Genomic DNA, 17,577 nt, shown 5'->3' on the forward strand with positions numbered 1-17,577 from the left:
TACGCGCTGTGGCGCTATCGTCCATTCCGTGGCTGAGCGGTGGCAGCGCGCATTGATGGTGCCGTCGTGGATCCGCTGGCTGCCCTGCGCGTTCGCCTACCTCACGGTCGTGCCCGACCAGCGGCGCTTCTCCCGCGAGGCGTGGTCGATGCTGCCGTGGGACAAGGCGGTCTGGTGCGACCCGGGCTCGGTCGACGACTGGGTCGCGCAGGCGCAGCGCCACCACCCGCGGCGCGAGGCCGACCACGCCGAGCTGCACGCCCGCGAGCACTACGACCGGGTGGTGCGGGTGCGGGCCGCGCGGGTCGAGCTGTTCACCGAGATGTGCCGCCGCCGCGGGCTGCCGGTGCCGCACACGCTGGAGGAGCTGCTTTCCTGCCTTGTCGGGTTCGGACTGTTCGAGATGGACGGTGAGTGGCTGACGCCCCGGCTGGACCGCAACCCGATCGACGTGCTGCCGCTCGCCGGCGAGGAGATCCGCGACGAGGAGCGGGCCCAGCGGGACGACCGTACGGTGCTCGTCGCGATCACCGTGCGGGAGCTGGCCGAGCGCACCCGGCCGCGGTGGCGGCGCCGGCAGGTGACGACCGACCTGCGCGCGCTCGCGTCGGCGCTGCGGATGCCGGAGGCCGAGGTGCGGCGGGCGCTGGCCCAGCTCGGCGAGATCGCCGGCCTCCAGGCCGAGCCGGCGCCGGCCGTCGCGCGCGACCGGGTGCGGCTCACGGTCGCGTGGCCGTCGTTCGCCCGCCGGTTCCCCTTCGACGACCTGCCCGCGCCGGAGCACGCCCTCTGATCGCCGCGGCCGCGGTCCCGGCTCGCGTGCGCCGTGGGCCGGGCTCGCGTGCGCCGTGGGCCGGGCTCTCGCGCGCGACGGGCCCGGCTTTCCCGCGGCGCTGGATCGGCGCTGGATCGGCGCTACCGCGCCGCCGGCGCGGCTCCCCGGGTCGTGAACACAGCGGGGGCGGCGCGGGGCACGTACCCTAGGCGGCGTGACGAAGCGACTGACCGCCCGAGTGGCGATCGGCCTGGCCCTCGCCGCCGCCGTGCTTGCCGGGTGCAGCTCCGAAGGTGCCGATACCGACTGTGGCCTCGACCAGTGCACGGTGACATTCGACAGAGGCGTGGAAGCCCAGGCCAGCGTGCTGGGAGTGGACGCCAGACTGGTGAGTGCCGAGGGTGACAAGGTGACCGTCGAGGTGGCCGGTGAGCAGCTGACGCTGACCGTGGGCCAGGGCGGCACCGAGGTCGCCGGCCTCAACGTGACGGTGGAGAGCGTCACGGACAGCAACGTCGTGCTGAAGATCGCCCGGCCTTAGCGCCGGCCGCCGAGAGCCCTGGCGCCAGTCGCATCGGGGCCCTGGCGCCAGCCTCCAAGAGACGGGCCTTTTGCTCGGTTGGTCCCTGTTCGATCGGGCATAGTCGGTTACTGGCCTGGTTCGGAGGGGATGGAACGTGGACACCGTGCTGTGGTCGGTCACGGCGACGCTCGGCGGCGCGGTGGTCGCCCTCGTCGCGGTGGAGATCGTGCACCGGGTCGTGCGGCGGCTCGGCCGGCGCTCGGTACTGCTGCGCGAGCTCTCCGACCACGCGCACCGCCCGTTCCAGGTGGCGATGGTCGTCCTCGCGATCGAGGCCGGGGTCCGCTCCACCGGCGGCGACTTCACCGGCCGCACGCTCGTCGTCCACCTGCTCGTGCTCTGCACGATCACCGCGTTCGCCTGGCTGCTCGCCGCGCTGGCCCTGGTGGTCGAGGACGTGGCGCTGGCCCGGGTCCGCACCGACGTGCCGGACAACCTGCGCGCCCGCAAGGTGCGCACGCAGGTACGGCTGCTGCGCCGGGTGACGGTGGCGGCGGTCGTGGTGGTCACGTTCGGCGTGATGCTGATGACCTTCCCGCACGTCCGGGCGGTCGGCGCCAGCCTGCTCGCCTCGGCCGGCATCTTCGGCGTCGTGGCGGCCCTGGCCGCGCAGAGCACGCTGGGCAACATCTTCGCCGGGCTCCAGCTCACGTTCAGCGACGCGCTCCGGCTCGACGACGTGGTCGTGGTCGAGGATGAGTGGGGCCGGATCGAGGAGCTCACGCTGACCACGGTCGTCGTGCAGATCTGGGACGACCGGCGGCTGATCATGCCGACCACGTACTTCACCACGCGCCCGTTCCAGAACTGGACCCGTACCGGCTCGGCGGTCCTCGGCACCGCCGAGTTCGACCTGGACTGGGCGGTGCCGGTACAGGACATGCGGGAGGAGCTGCGCGCCCTGCTGGAGGGGAGCCAGCTGTGGGACGGCCGGGTCTGCGTACTCCAGGTGACCGACGCGGTCGGCGGCATGATCCGGGTACGCGCCCTGGTCAGCGCGAACGACGCACCCACACTGTGGGACCTGCGCTGCCTGGTCCGCGAGCACTTCGTCGGCTGGATCCGGGACCGCCAGCCCACCTCGCTGCCCCGGATCCGTACCGAGGTCGGCGACGGCGCCAACCGGCTGGCCTGGCAGTGGGTACGCCCCTCGGCCGCGCACGACGTCCGCCCCAGCCGCCGCGGCATCCCCATGGAGCCGGACGACGACGCCCGGGTCTTCGGCGGCGACCCGGAGGGCGAGGCCCGGGCGGCCGACTTCGAAGGCCCGCCCGAACGGCCCGAGGCGGACGACTCGCGAACCTGAGGCCTCGCGGTTGAAGCCCTCCTAAGCTGGGCATAGTCCCTGACAGAGGGTGAAGGAGGACGCCATGGCCGATGTTCTCGAACGCGGTCCCGCCCGCCCGTTGACCGAACAGTCCACCGCCGAGCTGGTGCAGCGCGCCAGCGAACAGATCTCCCTGCTGGTCCGCGACGAGCTCGCGCTGGCCAAGGCCGAACTGGCCGAGAAGGGCAAGCACGCCGGGCTCGGCCTCGGCCTCTTCGGCGGCGCCGGCGCGGTCGCCCTGTACGGCCTCGGCGCCCTGATCGCCACCGGCATCCTCCTGCTCGCGCTGGTCATGCCGGCGTGGCTCGCCGCACTTGTCGTTACCGTCTTCCTCTTCCTCTGCGCTGCCATAATGGCGCTCGTCGGCAGGCGGCAGGTCAAGCGCGCGGTGCCGCCCGTACCGCAGGCGGCCGCGTCCGGGCTGAAGGCCGACGTCGACACGGTCAAGGGGGCCGTGCGGGCGCGGGCCAACGGCCATGGCGAGGGGGCGTGATGGTTTCGACGAACGGCAAGGTCTCCACCAACGGCAAGGTGGACACCGAAGCGCTCCGGGCGGAGATCCGGCAGACGCGGGCTGAGCTGGGCGAGACCGTCCAGGCCCTGGCCGCCAAGGCCGACGTCAAAGCTCGGGTACGCCGCTCGGCCGCGCAGACCGCCGAGCGGGCCAAGGAAAACCGGGTGCAGCTGGCCGCCGCCGCGACCGCGGTCACCGGCGTGCTCGCCGCGATCGTCGTGTTGATGGTGATGCGAAAGCGTTCCCGTTGAGCATCTTTTCTGGAGCCGTGTGGGGGAGGGGCCTGGGTTGGCCAAGGTCGTGAGCAAGGTGGCGTACAAGCCGGTGGGCATGCTGCTGGGCATCGGGGCCGGCATCCTGGCCGGTGCCATCTTCAAGCAGGTCTGGAAGTTGGCGGCCGGTGACGACGATGCGCCCGACGCCACGGACGAAGAGCGTGGCTGGGGCGAGATCCTGGCCGCCGCGGCTCTGCAAGGGGCCATATTCGCCGTGGTCAAGGCCGCTGTCGACCGCGGTGGGGCGGCCGGGATGCGCCGGCTGACCGGGCGCTGGCCGGCCTGAAACCTACTCGCGTTTACCCTTGTTAACGGCGAATCAGGTCACATGTCGGAGAATTTCCTCCGGTAGACTGTGCGAAGTTTTTGCGTACGTGGTTTGCTGTTCCACGCTGTTCTAGAGATGGCGTGGTTGGGAAGACTCCTTCACCGGAGGCCGCCTCGGCGCCAGTGCTCGAAAACGGCCAACCGGCCGCCGCACGGTGTGCTCGGCCGCCAGTTTCAGAAGGAGATACAGCATGGCGCAGGGAACCGTGAAGTGGTTCAACGCAGACAAGGGCTTCGGCTTCATCACCGTTGACGGCGGGGGTTCCGACGTCTTCGTCCACTTCTCGGCGATCCAGACCAGCGGTTACCGGACGCTGGAGGAAAACCAGCGGGTGGAGTTCGAGATCGCCCAGGGCCAGAAGGGCCCGCAGGCCGAGCAGGTCCGCCCCATCTGATCGAGCCTCGACAGTGTCGAGCCCCCGCGACCGGTCACGGTCACGGGGGCTCGGTGCTATCGCTCTCCGGCCGATCCGGCGCTGTCGCCGCCCTGGCCCCGGCGGCGGGCCCGCAGACCCACCGCCACGAGCACCAGGCCGGCCACCGCCACGATCGGACCGATCACCGCCCACATGCGGTCGTCGGTCATGACGCTGCCGGACAGGTAGCCCAGCCCTTGCAGCGTCCAGACGGCGCCCGCCACGACGGCGAGCATCCCCAGCGCGAGTGGCAACCACGCCTTCACGGACGTGCCTCCCTTACCAGCGGTCGTGGACCAGGGGGCGGATGAGTTCGTCGTACACCTCGGCGACGGCGGCGTGCGCCTCCGGGGTCAAGGGTGCCAGGTCGGCGGCCGCCGCGTTGGCCCTTGCCTGCTCCGGGTCGCGGGCACCCGGGATCACCACGGTCACGGCGGGCTGGTCGGCGATCCACCGCAGCGCCCACTGCGCCATGGCGACGCCCGGCGGGACCAGCGGCTTCAGCCGGCGGACGGCTTCCAGCCCCACCTCGTACGGCACGCCGGAGAACGTCTCACCCACGTCGAACGACTCGCCGTGCCGGTTGAACGTGCGGTGGTCGTCCGCCCCGAACGTGGTGTGCTCGTCGTACCGCCCGGAGAGCAGCCCGCTGGCCAGCGGCACCCGGGCGACGATGCCCACGCCGGCGGCGGCCGCGGCGGGCAGCACCGCTTCGAGGGGCTTGCGGCGCAGGGCGTTCAGGATGATCTGCACGCTCGCCACGCCGGGCCGGGCGATCGCGGTGAGCGCCTCCTCGACCCGCTCGACGCTGACGCCGTACGCCGCGATCCGCTTCTCCCGCACGAGCGTGTCGAGCGCCTCGAACACCGCGTCGTCCGAGTACACCGGTGTGGGCGGGCAGTGCAGCTGGACCAGGTCGAGCGTGTCGACGCCGAGGTTGGCGCGGGAGCGGTCGGTCCAGGCGCGGAAGTTGTCGAGGTTGTACGCCGACGGCTCCTGCGGCACGCGCCGCCCCATCTTGGTCGCCACGGTCAGGCCGGGACTGGCGGGGTGCTGGCGCAGGAAGCGGCCGATGATCTGCTCGCTGCGGCCGTCGCCGTACACGTCGGCGGTGTCCAGGAACGTGACGCCGGCGTCGACGGCGGCGCCCAGCGTGGCGAACGCCGCGTCCTCGCTGACCTCGCCCCAGTCCGCGCCGAGCTGCCAGGCACCGAGTCCGATCACCGCCACGTCACGGCCCAACCGACCGAAGCTGCGCTTCTCCACGCGGACACCCTAGCGGTACGGTATTCAAGACGAACGTACGGTTTGGAGGACTGCCGTGTGGGATCCCGCCACCTACCTGCGCTTCGGCGACGAGCGGTCGCGGCCCTTCTTCGACCTGGTCGCCCGGATCGGGGCGCAGCGGCCGCGCGCCGTCGTCGACCTGGGCTGCGGCCCGGGCAACCTCACGGCCGCGCTCGCGTCGCGCTGGCCGGGCGCGCGTGTGCTCGGCGTCGACTCGTCGGCCGAGATGGTCGGCCAGGCACGCGCCGAGTCGTACCCGGTGGATTTCGAAGTGGGCGACCTGCGCGAGTGGACCCCGGCGGGCGACCACGACGTGGTCGTCTCCAACGCCGCCCTGCAGTGGGTGCCCGGCCACGAGAGCCTGCTGCCGCGCTGGGTGGCGGCACTGCCCGCCGGCGCCTGGCTGGCCGTGCAGGTGCCGGGGAACTTCGACGCGCCTTCGCACCGGGCGCTGCGGTCGCTCAGCGTCGCGGCCGGGCTCGGCGACCTGACCCGCGACGCGCCCGTGCTCGACCCGGCCGGCTACGCCGACCTGCTGGCGGGCGCCGGGTGCGCGGTGGACGCCTGGGAGACCACGTACCTGCACCGGCTGCCCGTGGCGCCCGGCGCGGACCACCCGGTGCTCACCTGGATGGAGGGGACCGCGCTGCGGCCGGTGAAGGCGGCACTGGACGGCTCCGCGTGGCGCGCGTTCCGGGAGGCGCTCGGAAAACGCCTCGCGGCGGCCTACCCCGCGCGGGGTACGGTCGTGTCCTTCCCGTTTAGACGGATCTTCTTCGTCGCGCGAACGCAGGGGGACTGATGCTGGAGTCGTTCATCGCCGGGCTGCCCAAGGTGGAGCTGCACGTCCACCACGTCGGCTCCGCGGCGCCCCGGATCGTGGCCGAGCTCGCCGCCCGCCACGAGGGGCACACGCCGGTGCCGGCCGACCCGGCGGCGGTGGCGAGATACTTCGAGTTCCGCGACTTCGCCCACTTCATCGAGATCTATCTGAGTGTGGTCGACCTCGTCCGCGACCCCGAGGACGTGCGCATCCTGACCTACGAGGTGGGTCGGGAGCTGGCCCGCCAGCAGGTGCGGTACGCCGAGCTGACCGTCACGCCGTACTCGCACACGTCGCGGGGCATCCCGGCGGCCGAGTTCTGCGCGGCGATCGAGGACGCGCGGGTACGGGCCGAGGCCGAGCTGGGCATCGTGCTGCGCTGGTGCTTCGACATCCCCGGCGAGGCGGGACTGGCCGCGGCCGAGGAGACGCTCGCGATCGCGCTCGACCACCGGCCGGACGGGCTGGTCAGCTTCGGGCTGGGCGGGCCCGAGGTCGGGGTGCCGCGGCCGCAGTTCAAGCCGTACTTCGACAAGGCCCGCGCGGCCGGGCTACGTTCGGTGCCGCACGCCGGTGAGACCACCGGCCCGGCGACGATCTGGGACGCGATCCACGAACTCGGCGCCGAGCGGATCGGCCACGGCATCTCCGCGGCCCAGGACGAGCGGCTGATGGCGTACCTGGCCGAGCACCGCATCCCGCTGGAGATCAGCCCGACGTCCAATGTGCGCACCCGGGCGGTCGCCTCGCTCGACGAGCACCCGCTCCCGGCACTGCGCGCGGCCGGCGTACCGGTCACCGTCAACTCCGACGACCCGCCGATGTTCGGCACGACGCTCAACGACGAGTACGCGGTGGCCGCCCGCCTCCTCGACCTGGACGAGGCGGGCCTGGGTGGGCTGGCCCGGGACGCGGTGGAGGCATCGTTCCTCCCGCCGGCCGAGAAGGCCCGCATCGGTGCGGAGATCGACACGTACGTCGCGGAGCACCGCGCCGCCCGCTAGCTCCCGGCACCCCGCCGGGGTGGGGTCGCCCAGGGACGGCCGGTCGCCCATCGACCAGGGCCCTGAGCCATTTCTGAGCTACCGCGACGCCCGTCGTGGTCCGGACCGTTGCTCCCGCGGCCTCACCCTCCGCGGTCGCACGGCCCACCCCACCGGCCTGACGGCCGGCCCCGCGGTGCCCGGTTTGCGGCGCCCGGCTTGCGGCGCCCGGGGCGCGGGGGTGGGGTCGAGGTTTCGCGGGGGCTCTCGAGCTGCCCCGTCTGCGCGCCCAGGCACGCTGCCCCGTTCGTGCGTGCAGCTCCAGAGCTCCGCGCACGCACGTATCCCGGTCGCGGCGCTGCCCGCGGCAAACGCATCCGCGGCGGTCGCGGACCCGGGGCCGATATCTAGAGGGCGTAGAGCGGGTCCTGCCAGCAGGCGAGCACGGCCAGGATGACGCCGGCGACGATGGCGACCCAGCGGATCAGGCGGCGGGAGCGCTTGCGTTTCCGCTCCTCCGGCTGCCCGTCGGGCGGTACCTCGGCGGCGGCGTCCGGGCCGACCTGGAAGGCACCGGCCGCGCCCTGCGGGGTGTTCGCTCGCGCGGCGGCGCCGACGGGCGGCAGGAACTCGGCGGCGGGCCGCGCCACCGCCGGGCCGGGCCGCCGCCACGGTGAGGGCGTCGCCGCGCGACTGCGCTCGGTCACGTGCCCTCCTTAGGTGGGCGCGCGGCGGGAGCAGGGTTGGGGGACCATTTCCCGCCGCGCGCGCAAAAGGTCCCACCGGACCGGGTGGGTGGACAAACTGCGGGTGGTGGTCCGGTGGAACCAGGATGGGATCGCGATCGATGTTGCCATCCGGCCGCCCCGCGAACGGCCCGGTTAACCCAGACCTAAGGCGGATTTGAGCCGCACCTGCTGGTCGCGCCCTCCCTCCGGGCGCCGGGTCTGCCGCTGTTGGAGCGCCGCCCCGGCCGGCGGCGCGGGCGCCGGGCTGGCGGCGTCAGTCGCTGTTGGAACGCTGCCTCGGCCAGCGGCGGGCACCGGGCTCGCGGGCCAGGCGGCCGACCAGGCCGAAGCGGCTCACCTGCTTGGGTACGGCCTCGGCGTCGGCGAGCAGCATCACCACGCTGGCGCCGCCGAGGCGGGCCCGGTCGATGCTCACCGAGCCGCGGGCCTGCTGGGCGGCGCGCCGGGCGATGTCGAGGCCCAGGCCGGTCGAGCCGCGGTCGCTGGCGCCGCGGCGCAGCGCGCGGTCCGGGTTGGCGATACCCGGCCCGGCGTCGTCCACACGCACCGCGACGTAGCCGTCACGCCGGGAGATCGCGACCTCGAACGCGGTGCCCTGCGGCGTGTACCGGAAGACGTTGCCCAGCACCGCGTCGAGCGCGGCGGCCAGCTCGGCGCGGGGCAGCGGCACCGGGATCCGGGTGTGCGCTCCGGTCACCTGGTTGGGACGCTGCTGGTCGCTGGCGAGCGCGGACCAGAAGACCATCCGGTCGCGGACCACCTCGGCGGCGTCGCAGATGCTCTCCTCGGGCTGCTCGGCCTGCTCGACCACCTTGCGGCTGGTCTTGATGAGAACGTCGACCTCGCCCTCCAGGGTCACGATCGCCTGGCGGATACGGCGGATCGTGCGCCGCCGGTCGAGCTCGGCCGCGCTGAACTGCCCCACGCTCGTGTCGTCCGAGTCGAGCGCGTCGGCGTCGAGGCGGAGCACGGTCAGCGGCGTACGCAGGCGGTGCGAGAGGTCGGCGACCAGCTCGCGTTCGGTGCTGCGGGCGGCGACGAGCTTGTCGGCCATGCGGTTGAACGCGTACCCCGCCTCGGCCAGCTCGCGCGGGCCGCTGGGCTGTACGCGGACGGCCAGGTCGCCGTCGCCGACCGCCAGTGCGTGGTTGACCAGGTTGCGGGCCGAGTTGACCGCGACGGCGGCGAGGCGGTCGACCACGACCACCGACGCCGCGACCAGGCCGAGGGTGAGGCCGATGAGCAGCCACCAGTTCGCCCCGCCGAACGCGCCGTCGGCCAGGAAGACCTCCACGACCGCGGTGGCACCCTCCATGGGTACCGGCTGGAGGTAGACCTTGCCCCCGTCCGCGTCCACGAGCAGCGGCTCGGTGCCGCGGGCCGCCCGGGACACGTCTTCGGGCTCGGCGCGCGTGCCGTCGGTGGGCGCCTTCAGGCCGTGTATCACGGCCGGGTCACCCTCGCCGGCGGCGAGCGCGGCGCGCCGTACCTGCTCGTCGTTGGTCGCGACGGTGAGCGCGCCGGCGACGGCGGCCGTGCGGCGCTGCGCCTGGGCCAGCGTCTCGTCGCGCGCGTCCGCGCGCTGCTCGAGGCCGAGCGGGATCATGAAGGCGAGCGCGGCGATGGTGGTGAGGGCGGCGGTGACGTAGGCGTGCGCCTGCCTCAGTCCGGTGCCACCAACCGGAATCCGACCCCCCGCACGGTGCGCAGGTAGCGGGGTTTCGCCGCGGACTCGCCCAGCTTGCGGCGCAGCCAGTACAGATGCACGTCGATGGTCTGGTCCTCGCCGACCGACGGTTGCCGCCATACCTCCTCCAACAGCTCCCGGCGGGACACCACGCGGCCGGGACGCGCCGCCAGGTATGCCAGCAGGTCGAACTCCTTGCGGGTCAGCGCCAGCGGCACCCCGTCGAGGTGCGCGCTGCGCTCGCCGACGTCGACCTTGAGGCCGCCGACCTCGTGCACCGCCGGCTGCACGGTGCGGCTCGCCCGCCCCGCGCGGCGCAGCACGCTGGTGATCCGCGCGTCGAGGTGGGCACCGGTGAACGGCTTGACCATGTAGTCGTCGGCGCCGGCGCGCAGCAGTCGCACGATCGCCTGCTCGTCGTCCCGGGCCGTGGCGATGATGATCGGGATGTCGGTGATGCCGCGCAGCATGCGCAGGGCGTCGGCACCGTCGAGGTCGGGCAGGCCGAGGTCGAGCACGACCAGATCGGGTGTCTCCGAGGCGACCCGGCGCAGCGCGTCGAGCGCGGTGCCGACGGCGTGGACGGCGTGGCCCCGATCAGCCAGCGAACGCAGCATCGCGCCGCGCACGACATGGTCGTCTTCGACCAGGAGGACGGTGGCCATGCGAAGACGGTACTGCCCTTGGCAAGCCGCGGACGATCCCGGTTTGCTGATCTCCGGCCGTGCGGGACGTTCTCGGTTTGCTGATCTCCGGCCGTACCGATAGTCGGGAAACCATCCGGATGGACCTGCGACACGAGCAGTGACCTGCCAATATGGGTCGAGTGAGCACCACGGAGACGCCCCTCGCGCCGGCCCCTGCGGCCGGCGCCGTCATGACCGAGGAAGAGCTGCGCCGCCAGGCCGTCGAGGTCCTGGACGCCAACTGGGAACGGGACCACACGGTGCCATCGCGCGCCCTGTACCCGCACCAGTGGAGCTGGGACTCGGCGTTCATCGCGGTCGGCCTCGCCCACCACCGCCCGGAGCGGGCCTGGCGCGATCTGCGCAGCCTCTTCGCGGCCCAGTGGTACGACGGGCGCGTCCCGCACATCGTCTTCGACCCGGACGTCTCCGAGCGCGACTACTTCCCGGGTCCCGCATTCTGGGACGCGCCGGCATCGCCCGGGCGGCTCGGCGGGCTCACGACGGGCATCGTGCAGCCACCGGTACATCCGGTCGCCGCCCGCGACATCTACCTGCGCTGCCTCGACCGCGACGCGGCCCGGCGCGAGCTGGAGTGGCTGTACCCGCGGTTGGTGAAACAGCAGACATACCTCTGCGAAGGGCGCAACGTGGGCGGTGACGGGCTGTGCAGCATCGTCCACCCATGGGAGTCCGGCCTGGACAACAGCCCGGCCTGGGACAGCGCACTCGCCGCCGTCCCGGTCGACCTTTCGCTGCTGCACAGCCACCGCCGCCAGGACACGCAGGTCTCCGTCCACTCGCACAGACCCACCGACACCGACTACGCGCGGTACATCGCGATCGCCGCCAGCTACCGCGACGGGGGCTACCTCGACGGGAGCCTGCTGGAGTATCACCCGTTTCTGGTGGAGTGCCCCTCGTTCAACGCGATCCTCGCCCTGGCCGAGATCGCCCTGGCTGACATCGCCGAGGTGATCGGCGTGGACGCCGCACCCCACCGCGACCGGGCCGAGCACATCACGAAGGTCCTCGCCGACCGGCTGTACAACCCCGCGACCGGGATGTTCCACGCCCGCGACGTGCGCACCGGCCAGCTGAGCACGGCCCGCTGCGTGGGCGGCCTGATCCCGCTGATCCTGCCCGGCCTGCCCGAGGAGCAGCGGGTGTCGCTGCTGGCGATGGCGCGCTCGGAGGCGTTCGGGCTGGGCGGCGAGATCCCACTCCCGTCGTACGACCGCACCGCCCCCGACTTCGACCGCCTCCGCTACTGGCGCGGTCCGGTGTGGATCAACGTCAACTGGCTGATCTGGCAGGGCCTGCGCGCCCACGGCCACGAACGCGAGGCCGCCGACCTGCGCGCCGCCATGCTCGGCGTGATCCGCCGCGGCGGCTGCCACGAGTACTTCGACCCGGTCGACGGCGCCGGCATCGGCGCGGCCGCGTTCAGCTGGACGGCCGCGCTCGCCCTCGACCTGATGGCCGCCACTCCGTAACTCACCCTCCGCGGGTGGCCCATTCCTTCTGTGATCGGCGCTGTGGGATCGGTCCAAGGTGCAGATCGTGGTACACAAGTGCCCCTCCAGGGGCAGTCGCGTACCACGATCTGCTCAGTGCCGGCGATGCCGGCGCCGATCAAGGAGCGGTCCGCCGCCAGGTGCTGGCAGGACGCCGATCCGCCAGCCCGGCGCGGGCCGCGCCGGGCCATCGAGCCGGTCGACGACCCGGCCCTCCGGGTTCGCGGATCCGTTAGGCGGGGCGGGCCGGGAGGTGGAGGACCCAGCGGTACGCCTGGACCAGCCCGGTGTCGAAGCCGGCGGCGGAGCCCCAGAGGAAGAGGCGGAAGCGGCGGTACAGCGGCTCGCCCCAGCGGGCCACCACCTCCTCGCGCGCGGCGTCCAGGCGGATGGCCCACTCGCGGCAGGTGAGGAAGTAGTTGTGCCGGTCGTCGGTGACGCTGAGCAGCTCGAACGGTGACTTCGCCACCTGCCGCAGGTACTGGTGCAGCAGCAGCGGGGCGGAGTTGCCGGGGTAGACGTACCGCTTCATGAACGTCGACACCATGTGCTTGCGGCGCATCGCGAGCGCGTCCAGGTAGACGCGGCCGCCGGGGCGGAGCAGCTCGGCGTACTTGCGCAGGGTCGTGCGGTAGTCGGGCAGGTGCTCGGTGACGCCCATGTTGACGATCGCGTCGAAGCGGTCCGGGCTTTTGTAGCCGAAGATGTGCTGGCGGACCACCTTGACCGGGAGCTTCTCCCGCTCGAAGAGGTCGACCAGGTAGCGCTCGGACTCCTTGGAGAGCGTCGTGGTGGTGACGTCGATGCCGCGGCGGGCGGCGTGCTCGCTGAACGCGCCCCAGCCGCCGCCCACCTCGAGCACCCGGTCGCCGGGCTTGATGCCGAGCGCGTCGATCGCGAGGTCCATCTTGCGGGTCATCGCGTCTTCGAGCGGCTCGTCGTCGGCGGCGAAGACGCCCTCGGTGTAGCAGCGGTGCCGCTCGTCGAGGAACGTCAGGAAGAACTCCGAGTCTTCGTCGTAGTGGTGCGAGATCGCCCGCCGGTCGTCCTCCTTGCGACCGCGCCAGAGGGCCGCGGGCGTGAAGCGGGACAGGAACGCGATCGGGTGGAAGTCTTTGAAGAACGCGCGCATCTTCAGCGCCTCGGCGAGGTCGCCGTCGACGTCGAGCCACCCTTTGAGGTAGGCCACGGCCACGCCGAACTGGTCGAGGCCGGCGAGCGCCCTGGCCCCGCGCTCGTCCCGGACGGTGATGGTGAAGACGGGATCGCCCCCGCCGAACCGGTGCGCCGGCCCGCCGGCGGTGGCCACCGCGAACGGCACGGCCGTCCGGGCGGCGAAAAACTCCTGGTACCTGCGCTGGAGCGCGTCGATCAGATGCGAGGCTGCCACACCGGCAATCTACCGCTGCGCGGGCCGGACGGCGCGGCTCTATAGCATGGCACCGGTTACTACCCGGCCCACCGTTGAGGAGATCACCGTGTCCGCACCCCGTACCCCCGCTGTGGCCGACCTCGTCGTCCCGGCCGGGACGACGGCGGCCGACGCGGTGTCCGCCGCCGGCCTTCCGGCCGCGGGACCAAAAGCAATTGTGGTGGTACGCGAACGTCTCGCTGATGGGTCACCCGGCCACCTCCGCGACCTCGACTGGGCGCCGGGGGAGGAGCAGACGGTGACGCCGGTGGCCCTGGACGAGCCGGACGGGCTCAACGTGCTGCGCCACTCGACCGCGCACGTGCTCGCCCAGGCGGTGCAGGACCTCTACCCGGAGGCGAAGCTCGGCATCGGGCCGCCGATCGACAACGGGTTCTACTACGACTTCGCGGTGCCCCGCCCGTTTCAGCCGGACGACCTCGACAAGCTCGAAAAGCGGATGCAGGAGATCGTCAAGTCGGGGCAGCGCTTCCGCCGGCGGCGCTTCGAGAGCCTCGACGAGGCGCGTGCCGAGCTGGCCGACGAGCCGTTCAAGCTGGAGCTGGTCGAGGCCTCCGGCGCGGGCGGCTTCGACGCCAGCGAGATCATGGAGCTCGGCGAGGGCGAGCTCACCATCTACGACAACGTGGACGCCGGCTCCGACAAGGTCTGCTGGTCTGACCTGTGCCGCGGCCCGCACCTGCCCAACACCCGGCTGATCGGGGCGTTCAAGCTGATGCGCAGCGCCGCGGCGTACTGGCGCGGCTCGGAGAAGAACCCGCAGCTCCAGCGGGTGTACGGGACGGCCTGGCCGACCCGCGACGCCCTCAAGGGGTACCTGCGGCTTTTGGAAGAGGCGGCCCGCCGCGACCACCGCAAGCTCGGCGCGGAGCTGGACCTCTTCTCCTTCCCCGACGAGATCGGCTCGGGCCTGGCGGTCTTCCACCCGAAGGGTGGGATCATCCGCCGCGAGATGGAGGCCTACTCGCGGCGCCGGCACGAGGAGGCCGGGTACGAGTTCGTCAACACGCCGCACATCACCAAGGCGCACCTCTTCGAGACCTCGGGCCACCTGCCGTACTACGCGGACACCATGTTCCCCCCGTTGGAGATCCAAGAAGGCGGAGCGGGCGCGCTTTATTACTTGAAGGCCATGAACTGCCCGATGCACAACCTGATCTTCCGGGCGCGCGGGCGGTCCTACCGGGAGCTGCCGCTGCGGCTGTTCGAGTTCGGCACGGTGTACCGGTACGAGAAGTCGGGCGTCGTGCACGGGCTCACCCGGGTGCGCGGGCTGACCATGGACGACTCGCACATCTACTGCACCCGCGAGCAGATGCCGGGTGAGCTGCGTGACCTGCTCGCGTTCGTGCTGGACCTGCTCAAGGACTACGGCCTGGAAGACTTCTACCTGGAGCTGTCGACCAGGGGCGACTCGGAGAAGTTCATCGGCTCCGATGAGGAGTGGGCCGAGGCGACCGAGATCCTCCGCCAGGCGGCCGAGGACTCCGGGCTGGAGCTGGTGCCGGACCCGGGCGGGGCGGCGTTCTACGGCCCGAAGATCTCGGTGCAGGCGCGTGACGCGATCGGCCGTACCTGGCAGATGTCGACCATCCAGCTCGACTTCAACCAGCCGAAGCGGTTCGGGCTGGAGTACCAGGCAGCCGACGGCACGCGCCAGCAGCCCATCATGATCCACCGGGCGCTCTTCGGGTCGATCGAGCGGTTCTTCGGCATCCTGACCGAGCACTACGCGGGCGCGTTCCCGGCCTGGCTGGCGCCGGTGCAGGTGGTCGGCATCCCGATCCGCGACGACCACGCCGCGTACCTGGCCGCCTTCGTGGATCTTCTCCGTAAAGAGGGCATTCGGGCCGAGGTGGACACGTCGGACGACCGGATGCAGAAGAAGATCCGCACCGCCCAGCAGCAGAAGATCCCGTTCATGGCCATCGCCGGCGACGCGGACGTCGAGGCGGGCACGGTCTCCTTCCGGTACCGGGACGGGTCGCAGCGCAACGGCGTACCGCTGGCCGAGGCGGTCGCGCACGTGGTCGACGTGGTCCGCTCGCGCACGAACGCGGGTCCCTCGGCCGCCTAAGGGTCACGGCTGTGATCGAAGCTCCCCTCAGGTCGTTAGAACGGCGTGAGGGGAGCTTCGATCACAGCCCATCTGGATACAGACCCTAGGATTCAGGCGTGGCTGATGGGTTGGAGCGGCTCTGGGCGCCGCACCGGATGACGTACATCGCGGGGAAGGACCAGCCCGCCGGCTGCCCCTTCTGCGTGGCGCCGGCGATGGAGGAGGGGAGCCTCGTCGTCGCCCGGGGCAAGCTCGTCTACGCCGTGCTCAACCTGTACCCGTACAACCCGGGGCACCTGCTCGTCTGCCCGTACCGCCACGTGGCCGACTACACCGAGATCGACGCGGAGGAGACGGCGGAGCTGGCCGCGTTCACCCGGACGGCGATGCGGGTGATCCGGCAGGTCAGCGGCGCGCACGGGTTCAACGTCGGGATGAACCAGGGCACGGTCGCCGGCGCCGGCATCGCCGCCCACCTGCACCAGCACGTGGTGCCGCGGTGGGGCGGCGACGGCAACTTCATGCCGGTGGTCGGGCAGACCAAGGTGCTCCCGCAGCTGCTCTCCGAGACGCGCGACCTGCTCGCCTCGGCCTGGCTTGACTTCTAGTAGTGCTTTGTTAGGTCGGCGTGTCGTGGGGTCGTCGGGGTGGTGCGGGTAGTTTCATGCTTCGGTGACTCCGGATGAGCTTTCGGTTGTGCGGCAACGCCTGGAGGCGTTCGCGGCGGACGTGTTCACGCCCTTGGCCCGGTCTGACCAGCGGGTCAAGGGCGAGACGTATCTGCGGGGGCTGTTGCTGGACGGGCGGCGTAAGTCGATGCAGCCGATGGCGGCCCGGCTCGGCGTGGATCATCAGGGGCTGCAGCAGTTCGTGACCACGTCGACGTGGGACACCATGGCGGTGCGGGCGCGGCTGGCCGAGCGGGCGGTAGAGTTGATCGACCCGGTCGCGTGGGTGTTCGATGACACCGGGTTCCCGAAGGACGGCACCGGCTCGCCCGGGGTGGCCCGGCAGTACTCCGGCACCCTGGGCAAGGTCGCCAACTGCCAGATCGGGGTCAGCGTCCACGCGGTCACCGATACGGCGTCGTGCCCGCTGGACTGGCGGCTGTTCCTGCCGGAGTCCTGGGACGCCGCCAAGGCCGGACCGGCCGCGGTCAAGGCGGCCAAGGCCAAGCAGCGTAAGACGTTGACGAATGCACCGCGGGCCACCGCGTCTGTCGAACCGGCCGAGGTCGATGTTGATGCGGTCGCCGCTGCCGCGACCGAGACCGCGCGGCGGCGGCGCCGCAAGGCCGCGATTCCGGAGGATGAGGGCCACCGTCCGAAGTGGATACTGGCAATCGAGATGATCGACGGGCTCGCTGCACACGGATTGCGACCACCCCTGGTCACCGCCGACTCCGGCTACGGCGACAGCGGCCCGTTCCGGGCCGCGCTCGACGAACGCGGCATCCTCTACAGCGTCCAGGTCAAAGGCGAAACCCTCGCCCACCGGTCCGACGCGGAACCCGCGCCACCCACGTGGTCCGGGCACGGCCGCCCACCGACCCGCCCGGACTACCCCGACGACGCGGCCAGCATTGCCCGGCACGTGCTCGACGCCGGCCGCGATGCCGCGACCACGGTCACCTGGCGCGAAGGCAGCAAAGGCATCCTCAGCTCACAGTTCGTGTTCCTACGGGTCCGTCCGGCTGGGCACCGCATCCCCCGCAACCCCGACGGCAGCCTGCCCGAGCGGTGGCTGATCGCGGAATGGCCCGACGACGAGGCCGAACCGGTCACCTACTGGCTATCCAGCCAACCCGCCGACACCGACCCCGTCGACCTGATCCGCACCGCGAAGATCCGCTGGCGGATCGAACACGACTACCGCGAACTGAAAACCGGCCTCGGCCTGGACCACTTCGAAGGCCGCTCCTTCACCGGCTGGCACCGCCACGTCACCCTGGTCACCGCCGCGCACCTGTTCATCACCCTGCTGCGACACGACCCAAAAGCGGCTGCGCCGGCCTGACCCTCTACAAGGTCATCCGCGAGCTGCAATACCTCCTCGCGACCTGGACCGGCGCCTGCCCCACATGCCACCAAACCGTGAAACCCTTACACCACAACCAATCTCGAGTTACCTAACAAAG

At 71.8% G+C, this 17,577-nt stretch carries 19 protein-coding genes; 13 read left to right on the plus strand and 6 right to left on the minus strand.

The genetic code is table 11. From position 1 onward, the window contains the following. The first annotated feature begins 28 nt into the window (after positions 1–28). The 7 genes from RB614_RS34825 (at position 29) to RB614_RS34855 (ending at position 4,196) form a co-directional block, all read left to right on the plus strand. The gene (locus tag RB614_RS34825; RefSeq protein WP_308716967.1) at positions 29–793 is read left to right on the plus strand and encodes a DUF6042 family protein; all 765 of its coding nucleotides are present in this window, start codon (positions 29–31) and stop codon (positions 791–793) included. 196 nt (positions 794–989) lie between these two features. Continuing rightward, positions 990–1,316 (plus strand): hypothetical protein, encoded by a 327-nt coding sequence (locus RB614_RS34830; protein ID WP_308716968.1) that lies wholly within the window; start codon positions 990–992, stop codon positions 1,314–1,316. A 136-nt stretch (positions 1,317–1,452) separates the two neighbouring features. After that, entirely contained in the window at positions 1,453–2,664 is a 1,212-nt protein-coding gene (locus RB614_RS34835) for a mechanosensitive ion channel family protein (RefSeq protein WP_308716969.1), read from the plus strand. 64 nt (positions 2,665–2,728) lie between these two features. After that, complete coding sequence (locus tag RB614_RS34840; protein ID WP_308716970.1) at positions 2,729–3,178, plus strand: phage holin family protein; 450 nt, start codon at positions 2,729–2,731, stop codon at positions 3,176–3,178. After that, positions 3,178–3,450: a DUF3618 domain-containing protein gene (locus tag RB614_RS34845; RefSeq protein ID WP_308716971.1), complete on the plus strand. Its 273-nt coding sequence runs from the start codon at positions 3,178–3,180 to the stop codon at positions 3,448–3,450. The genes RB614_RS34840 and RB614_RS34845 overlap by 1 nt, the downstream gene beginning before the upstream one ends. Positions 3,451–3,487: 37 nt before the next feature. Next, positions 3,488–3,760, plus strand: a complete 273-nt coding sequence (locus RB614_RS34850) for a DUF4235 domain-containing protein (RefSeq protein WP_308716972.1) — start codon at positions 3,488–3,490, stop codon at positions 3,758–3,760. A 232-nt stretch (positions 3,761–3,992) separates the two neighbouring features. Beyond that, positions 3,993–4,196: a cold-shock protein gene (locus RB614_RS34855; protein ID WP_173033499.1), complete on the plus strand. Its 204-nt coding sequence runs from the start codon at positions 3,993–3,995 to the stop codon at positions 4,194–4,196. A 56-nt stretch (positions 4,197–4,252) separates the two neighbouring features. Here RB614_RS34855 and RB614_RS34860 read toward each other — a convergent pair whose 3' ends face one another. Both RB614_RS34860 and RB614_RS34865 read right to left on the minus strand, forming a co-directional pair. Continuing rightward, positions 4,253–4,453 (minus strand): hypothetical protein, encoded by a 201-nt coding sequence (locus RB614_RS34860; RefSeq protein ID WP_308716984.1) that lies wholly within the window; start codon positions 4,451–4,453, stop codon positions 4,253–4,255. A 43-nt stretch (positions 4,454–4,496) separates the two neighbouring features. Further along, entirely contained in the window at positions 4,497–5,483 is a 987-nt protein-coding gene (locus RB614_RS34865) for an aldo/keto reductase (protein ID WP_308716973.1), read from the minus strand. Positions 5,484–5,538: 55 nt separating this feature from the next. On the opposite strand from RB614_RS34865, the gene RB614_RS34870 reads away from it, so the two are divergent. Together RB614_RS34870 and RB614_RS34875 are read left to right on the plus strand one after the other, a co-directional pair. Then, a complete protein-coding gene (locus tag RB614_RS34870; protein WP_308716974.1) occupies positions 5,539–6,306 on the plus strand; it encodes a trans-aconitate 2-methyltransferase in 768 nt (255 codons plus the stop codon). Then, a complete protein-coding gene (locus RB614_RS34875) occupies positions 6,306–7,331 on the plus strand; it encodes an adenosine deaminase (RefSeq protein ID WP_308716975.1) in 1,026 nt (341 codons plus the stop codon). Before RB614_RS34870 ends, RB614_RS34875 begins: the two co-directional genes overlap by 1 nt. Positions 7,332–7,717: 386 nt before the next feature. Here RB614_RS34875 and RB614_RS34880 read toward each other — a convergent pair whose 3' ends face one another. The 3 genes from RB614_RS34880 to RB614_RS34890 form a co-directional block, all read right to left on the minus strand. After that, on the minus strand, positions 7,718–8,017 hold the full coding sequence (locus RB614_RS34880) for a hypothetical protein (RefSeq protein WP_308716976.1): 300 nt from the start codon (positions 8,015–8,017) through the stop codon (positions 7,718–7,720). Positions 8,018–8,312: 295 nt separating this feature from the next. After that, on the minus strand, positions 8,313–9,665 hold the full coding sequence (locus RB614_RS34885; protein WP_308716977.1) for a HAMP domain-containing sensor histidine kinase: 1,353 nt from the start codon (positions 9,663–9,665) through the stop codon (positions 8,313–8,315). A 56-nt stretch (positions 9,666–9,721) separates the two neighbouring features. Further along, the gene (locus RB614_RS34890) at positions 9,722–10,411 is read right to left on the minus strand and encodes a response regulator transcription factor (RefSeq protein WP_173160665.1); all 690 of its coding nucleotides are present in this window, start codon (positions 10,409–10,411) and stop codon (positions 9,722–9,724) included. Between the two features lie 161 nt (positions 10,412–10,572). On the opposite strand from RB614_RS34890, the gene RB614_RS34895 reads away from it, so the two are divergent. Continuing rightward, positions 10,573–11,928, plus strand: a complete 1,356-nt coding sequence (locus RB614_RS34895) for an MGH1-like glycoside hydrolase domain-containing protein (RefSeq protein WP_308716978.1) — start codon at positions 10,573–10,575, stop codon at positions 11,926–11,928. A gap of 253 nt (positions 11,929–12,181) precedes the next feature. Here RB614_RS34895 and RB614_RS34900 read toward each other — a convergent pair whose 3' ends face one another. Further along, positions 12,182–13,339: a class I SAM-dependent methyltransferase gene (locus RB614_RS34900; RefSeq protein ID WP_308716979.1), complete on the minus strand. Its 1,158-nt coding sequence runs from the start codon at positions 13,337–13,339 to the stop codon at positions 12,182–12,184. A gap of 88 nt (positions 13,340–13,427) precedes the next feature. Between RB614_RS34900 and thrS the strand changes: the two genes are divergently transcribed. From thrS to RB614_RS34915, 3 genes are all read left to right on the plus strand, one after another. Next, positions 13,428–15,458, plus strand: a complete 2,031-nt coding sequence (thrS, locus tag RB614_RS34905) for a threonine--tRNA ligase (RefSeq protein ID WP_308716980.1) — start codon at positions 13,428–13,430, stop codon at positions 15,456–15,458. A gap of 98 nt (positions 15,459–15,556) precedes the next feature. Next, positions 15,557–16,048, plus strand: coding sequence for an HIT family protein (locus tag RB614_RS34910; RefSeq protein ID WP_308716981.1), 492 nt, complete (start codon positions 15,557–15,559; stop codon positions 16,046–16,048). Between the two features lie 64 nt (positions 16,049–16,112). Next, complete coding sequence (locus RB614_RS34915) at positions 16,113–17,456, plus strand: IS701 family transposase (protein ID WP_308714810.1); 1,344 nt, start codon at positions 16,113–16,115, stop codon at positions 17,454–17,456. Positions 17,457–17,577: the final 121 nt, after the last annotated feature.

Origin of the sequence: Phytohabitans maris (genome assembly GCF_031085175.1) — a bacterium.
Taxonomy (GTDB): Bacteria; Actinomycetota; Actinomycetes; order Mycobacteriales; family Micromonosporaceae; genus Phytohabitans; species Phytohabitans maris.

Coding starts and splice junctions, on each gene's coding strand:
- RB614_RS34845 (WP_308716971.1), top strand. CDS start 3,178: ATGGTTTCGACGAACGGCAAGGTCTCCACCAACGGCAAGGTGGACACC.
- RB614_RS34840 (WP_308716970.1), top strand. CDS start 2,729: ATGGCCGATGTTCTCGAACGCGGTCCCGCCCGCCCGTTGACCGAACAG.
- RB614_RS34855 (WP_173033499.1), top strand. CDS start 3,993: ATGGCGCAGGGAACCGTGAAGTGGTTCAACGCAGACAAGGGCTTCGGC.
- RB614_RS34885 (WP_308716977.1), bottom strand. CDS start 9,665: ATGATCCCGCTCGGCCTCGAGCAGCGCGCGGACGCGCGCGACGAGACG.
- RB614_RS34875 (WP_308716975.1), top strand. CDS start 6,306: ATGCTGGAGTCGTTCATCGCCGGGCTGCCCAAGGTGGAGCTGCACGTC.
- RB614_RS34890 (WP_173160665.1), bottom strand. CDS start 10,411: ATGGCCACCGTCCTCCTGGTCGAAGACGACCATGTCGTGCGCGGCGCG.
- RB614_RS34860 (WP_308716984.1), bottom strand. CDS start 4,453: ATGCTCGCCGTCGTGGCGGGCGCCGTCTGGACGCTGCAAGGGCTGGGC.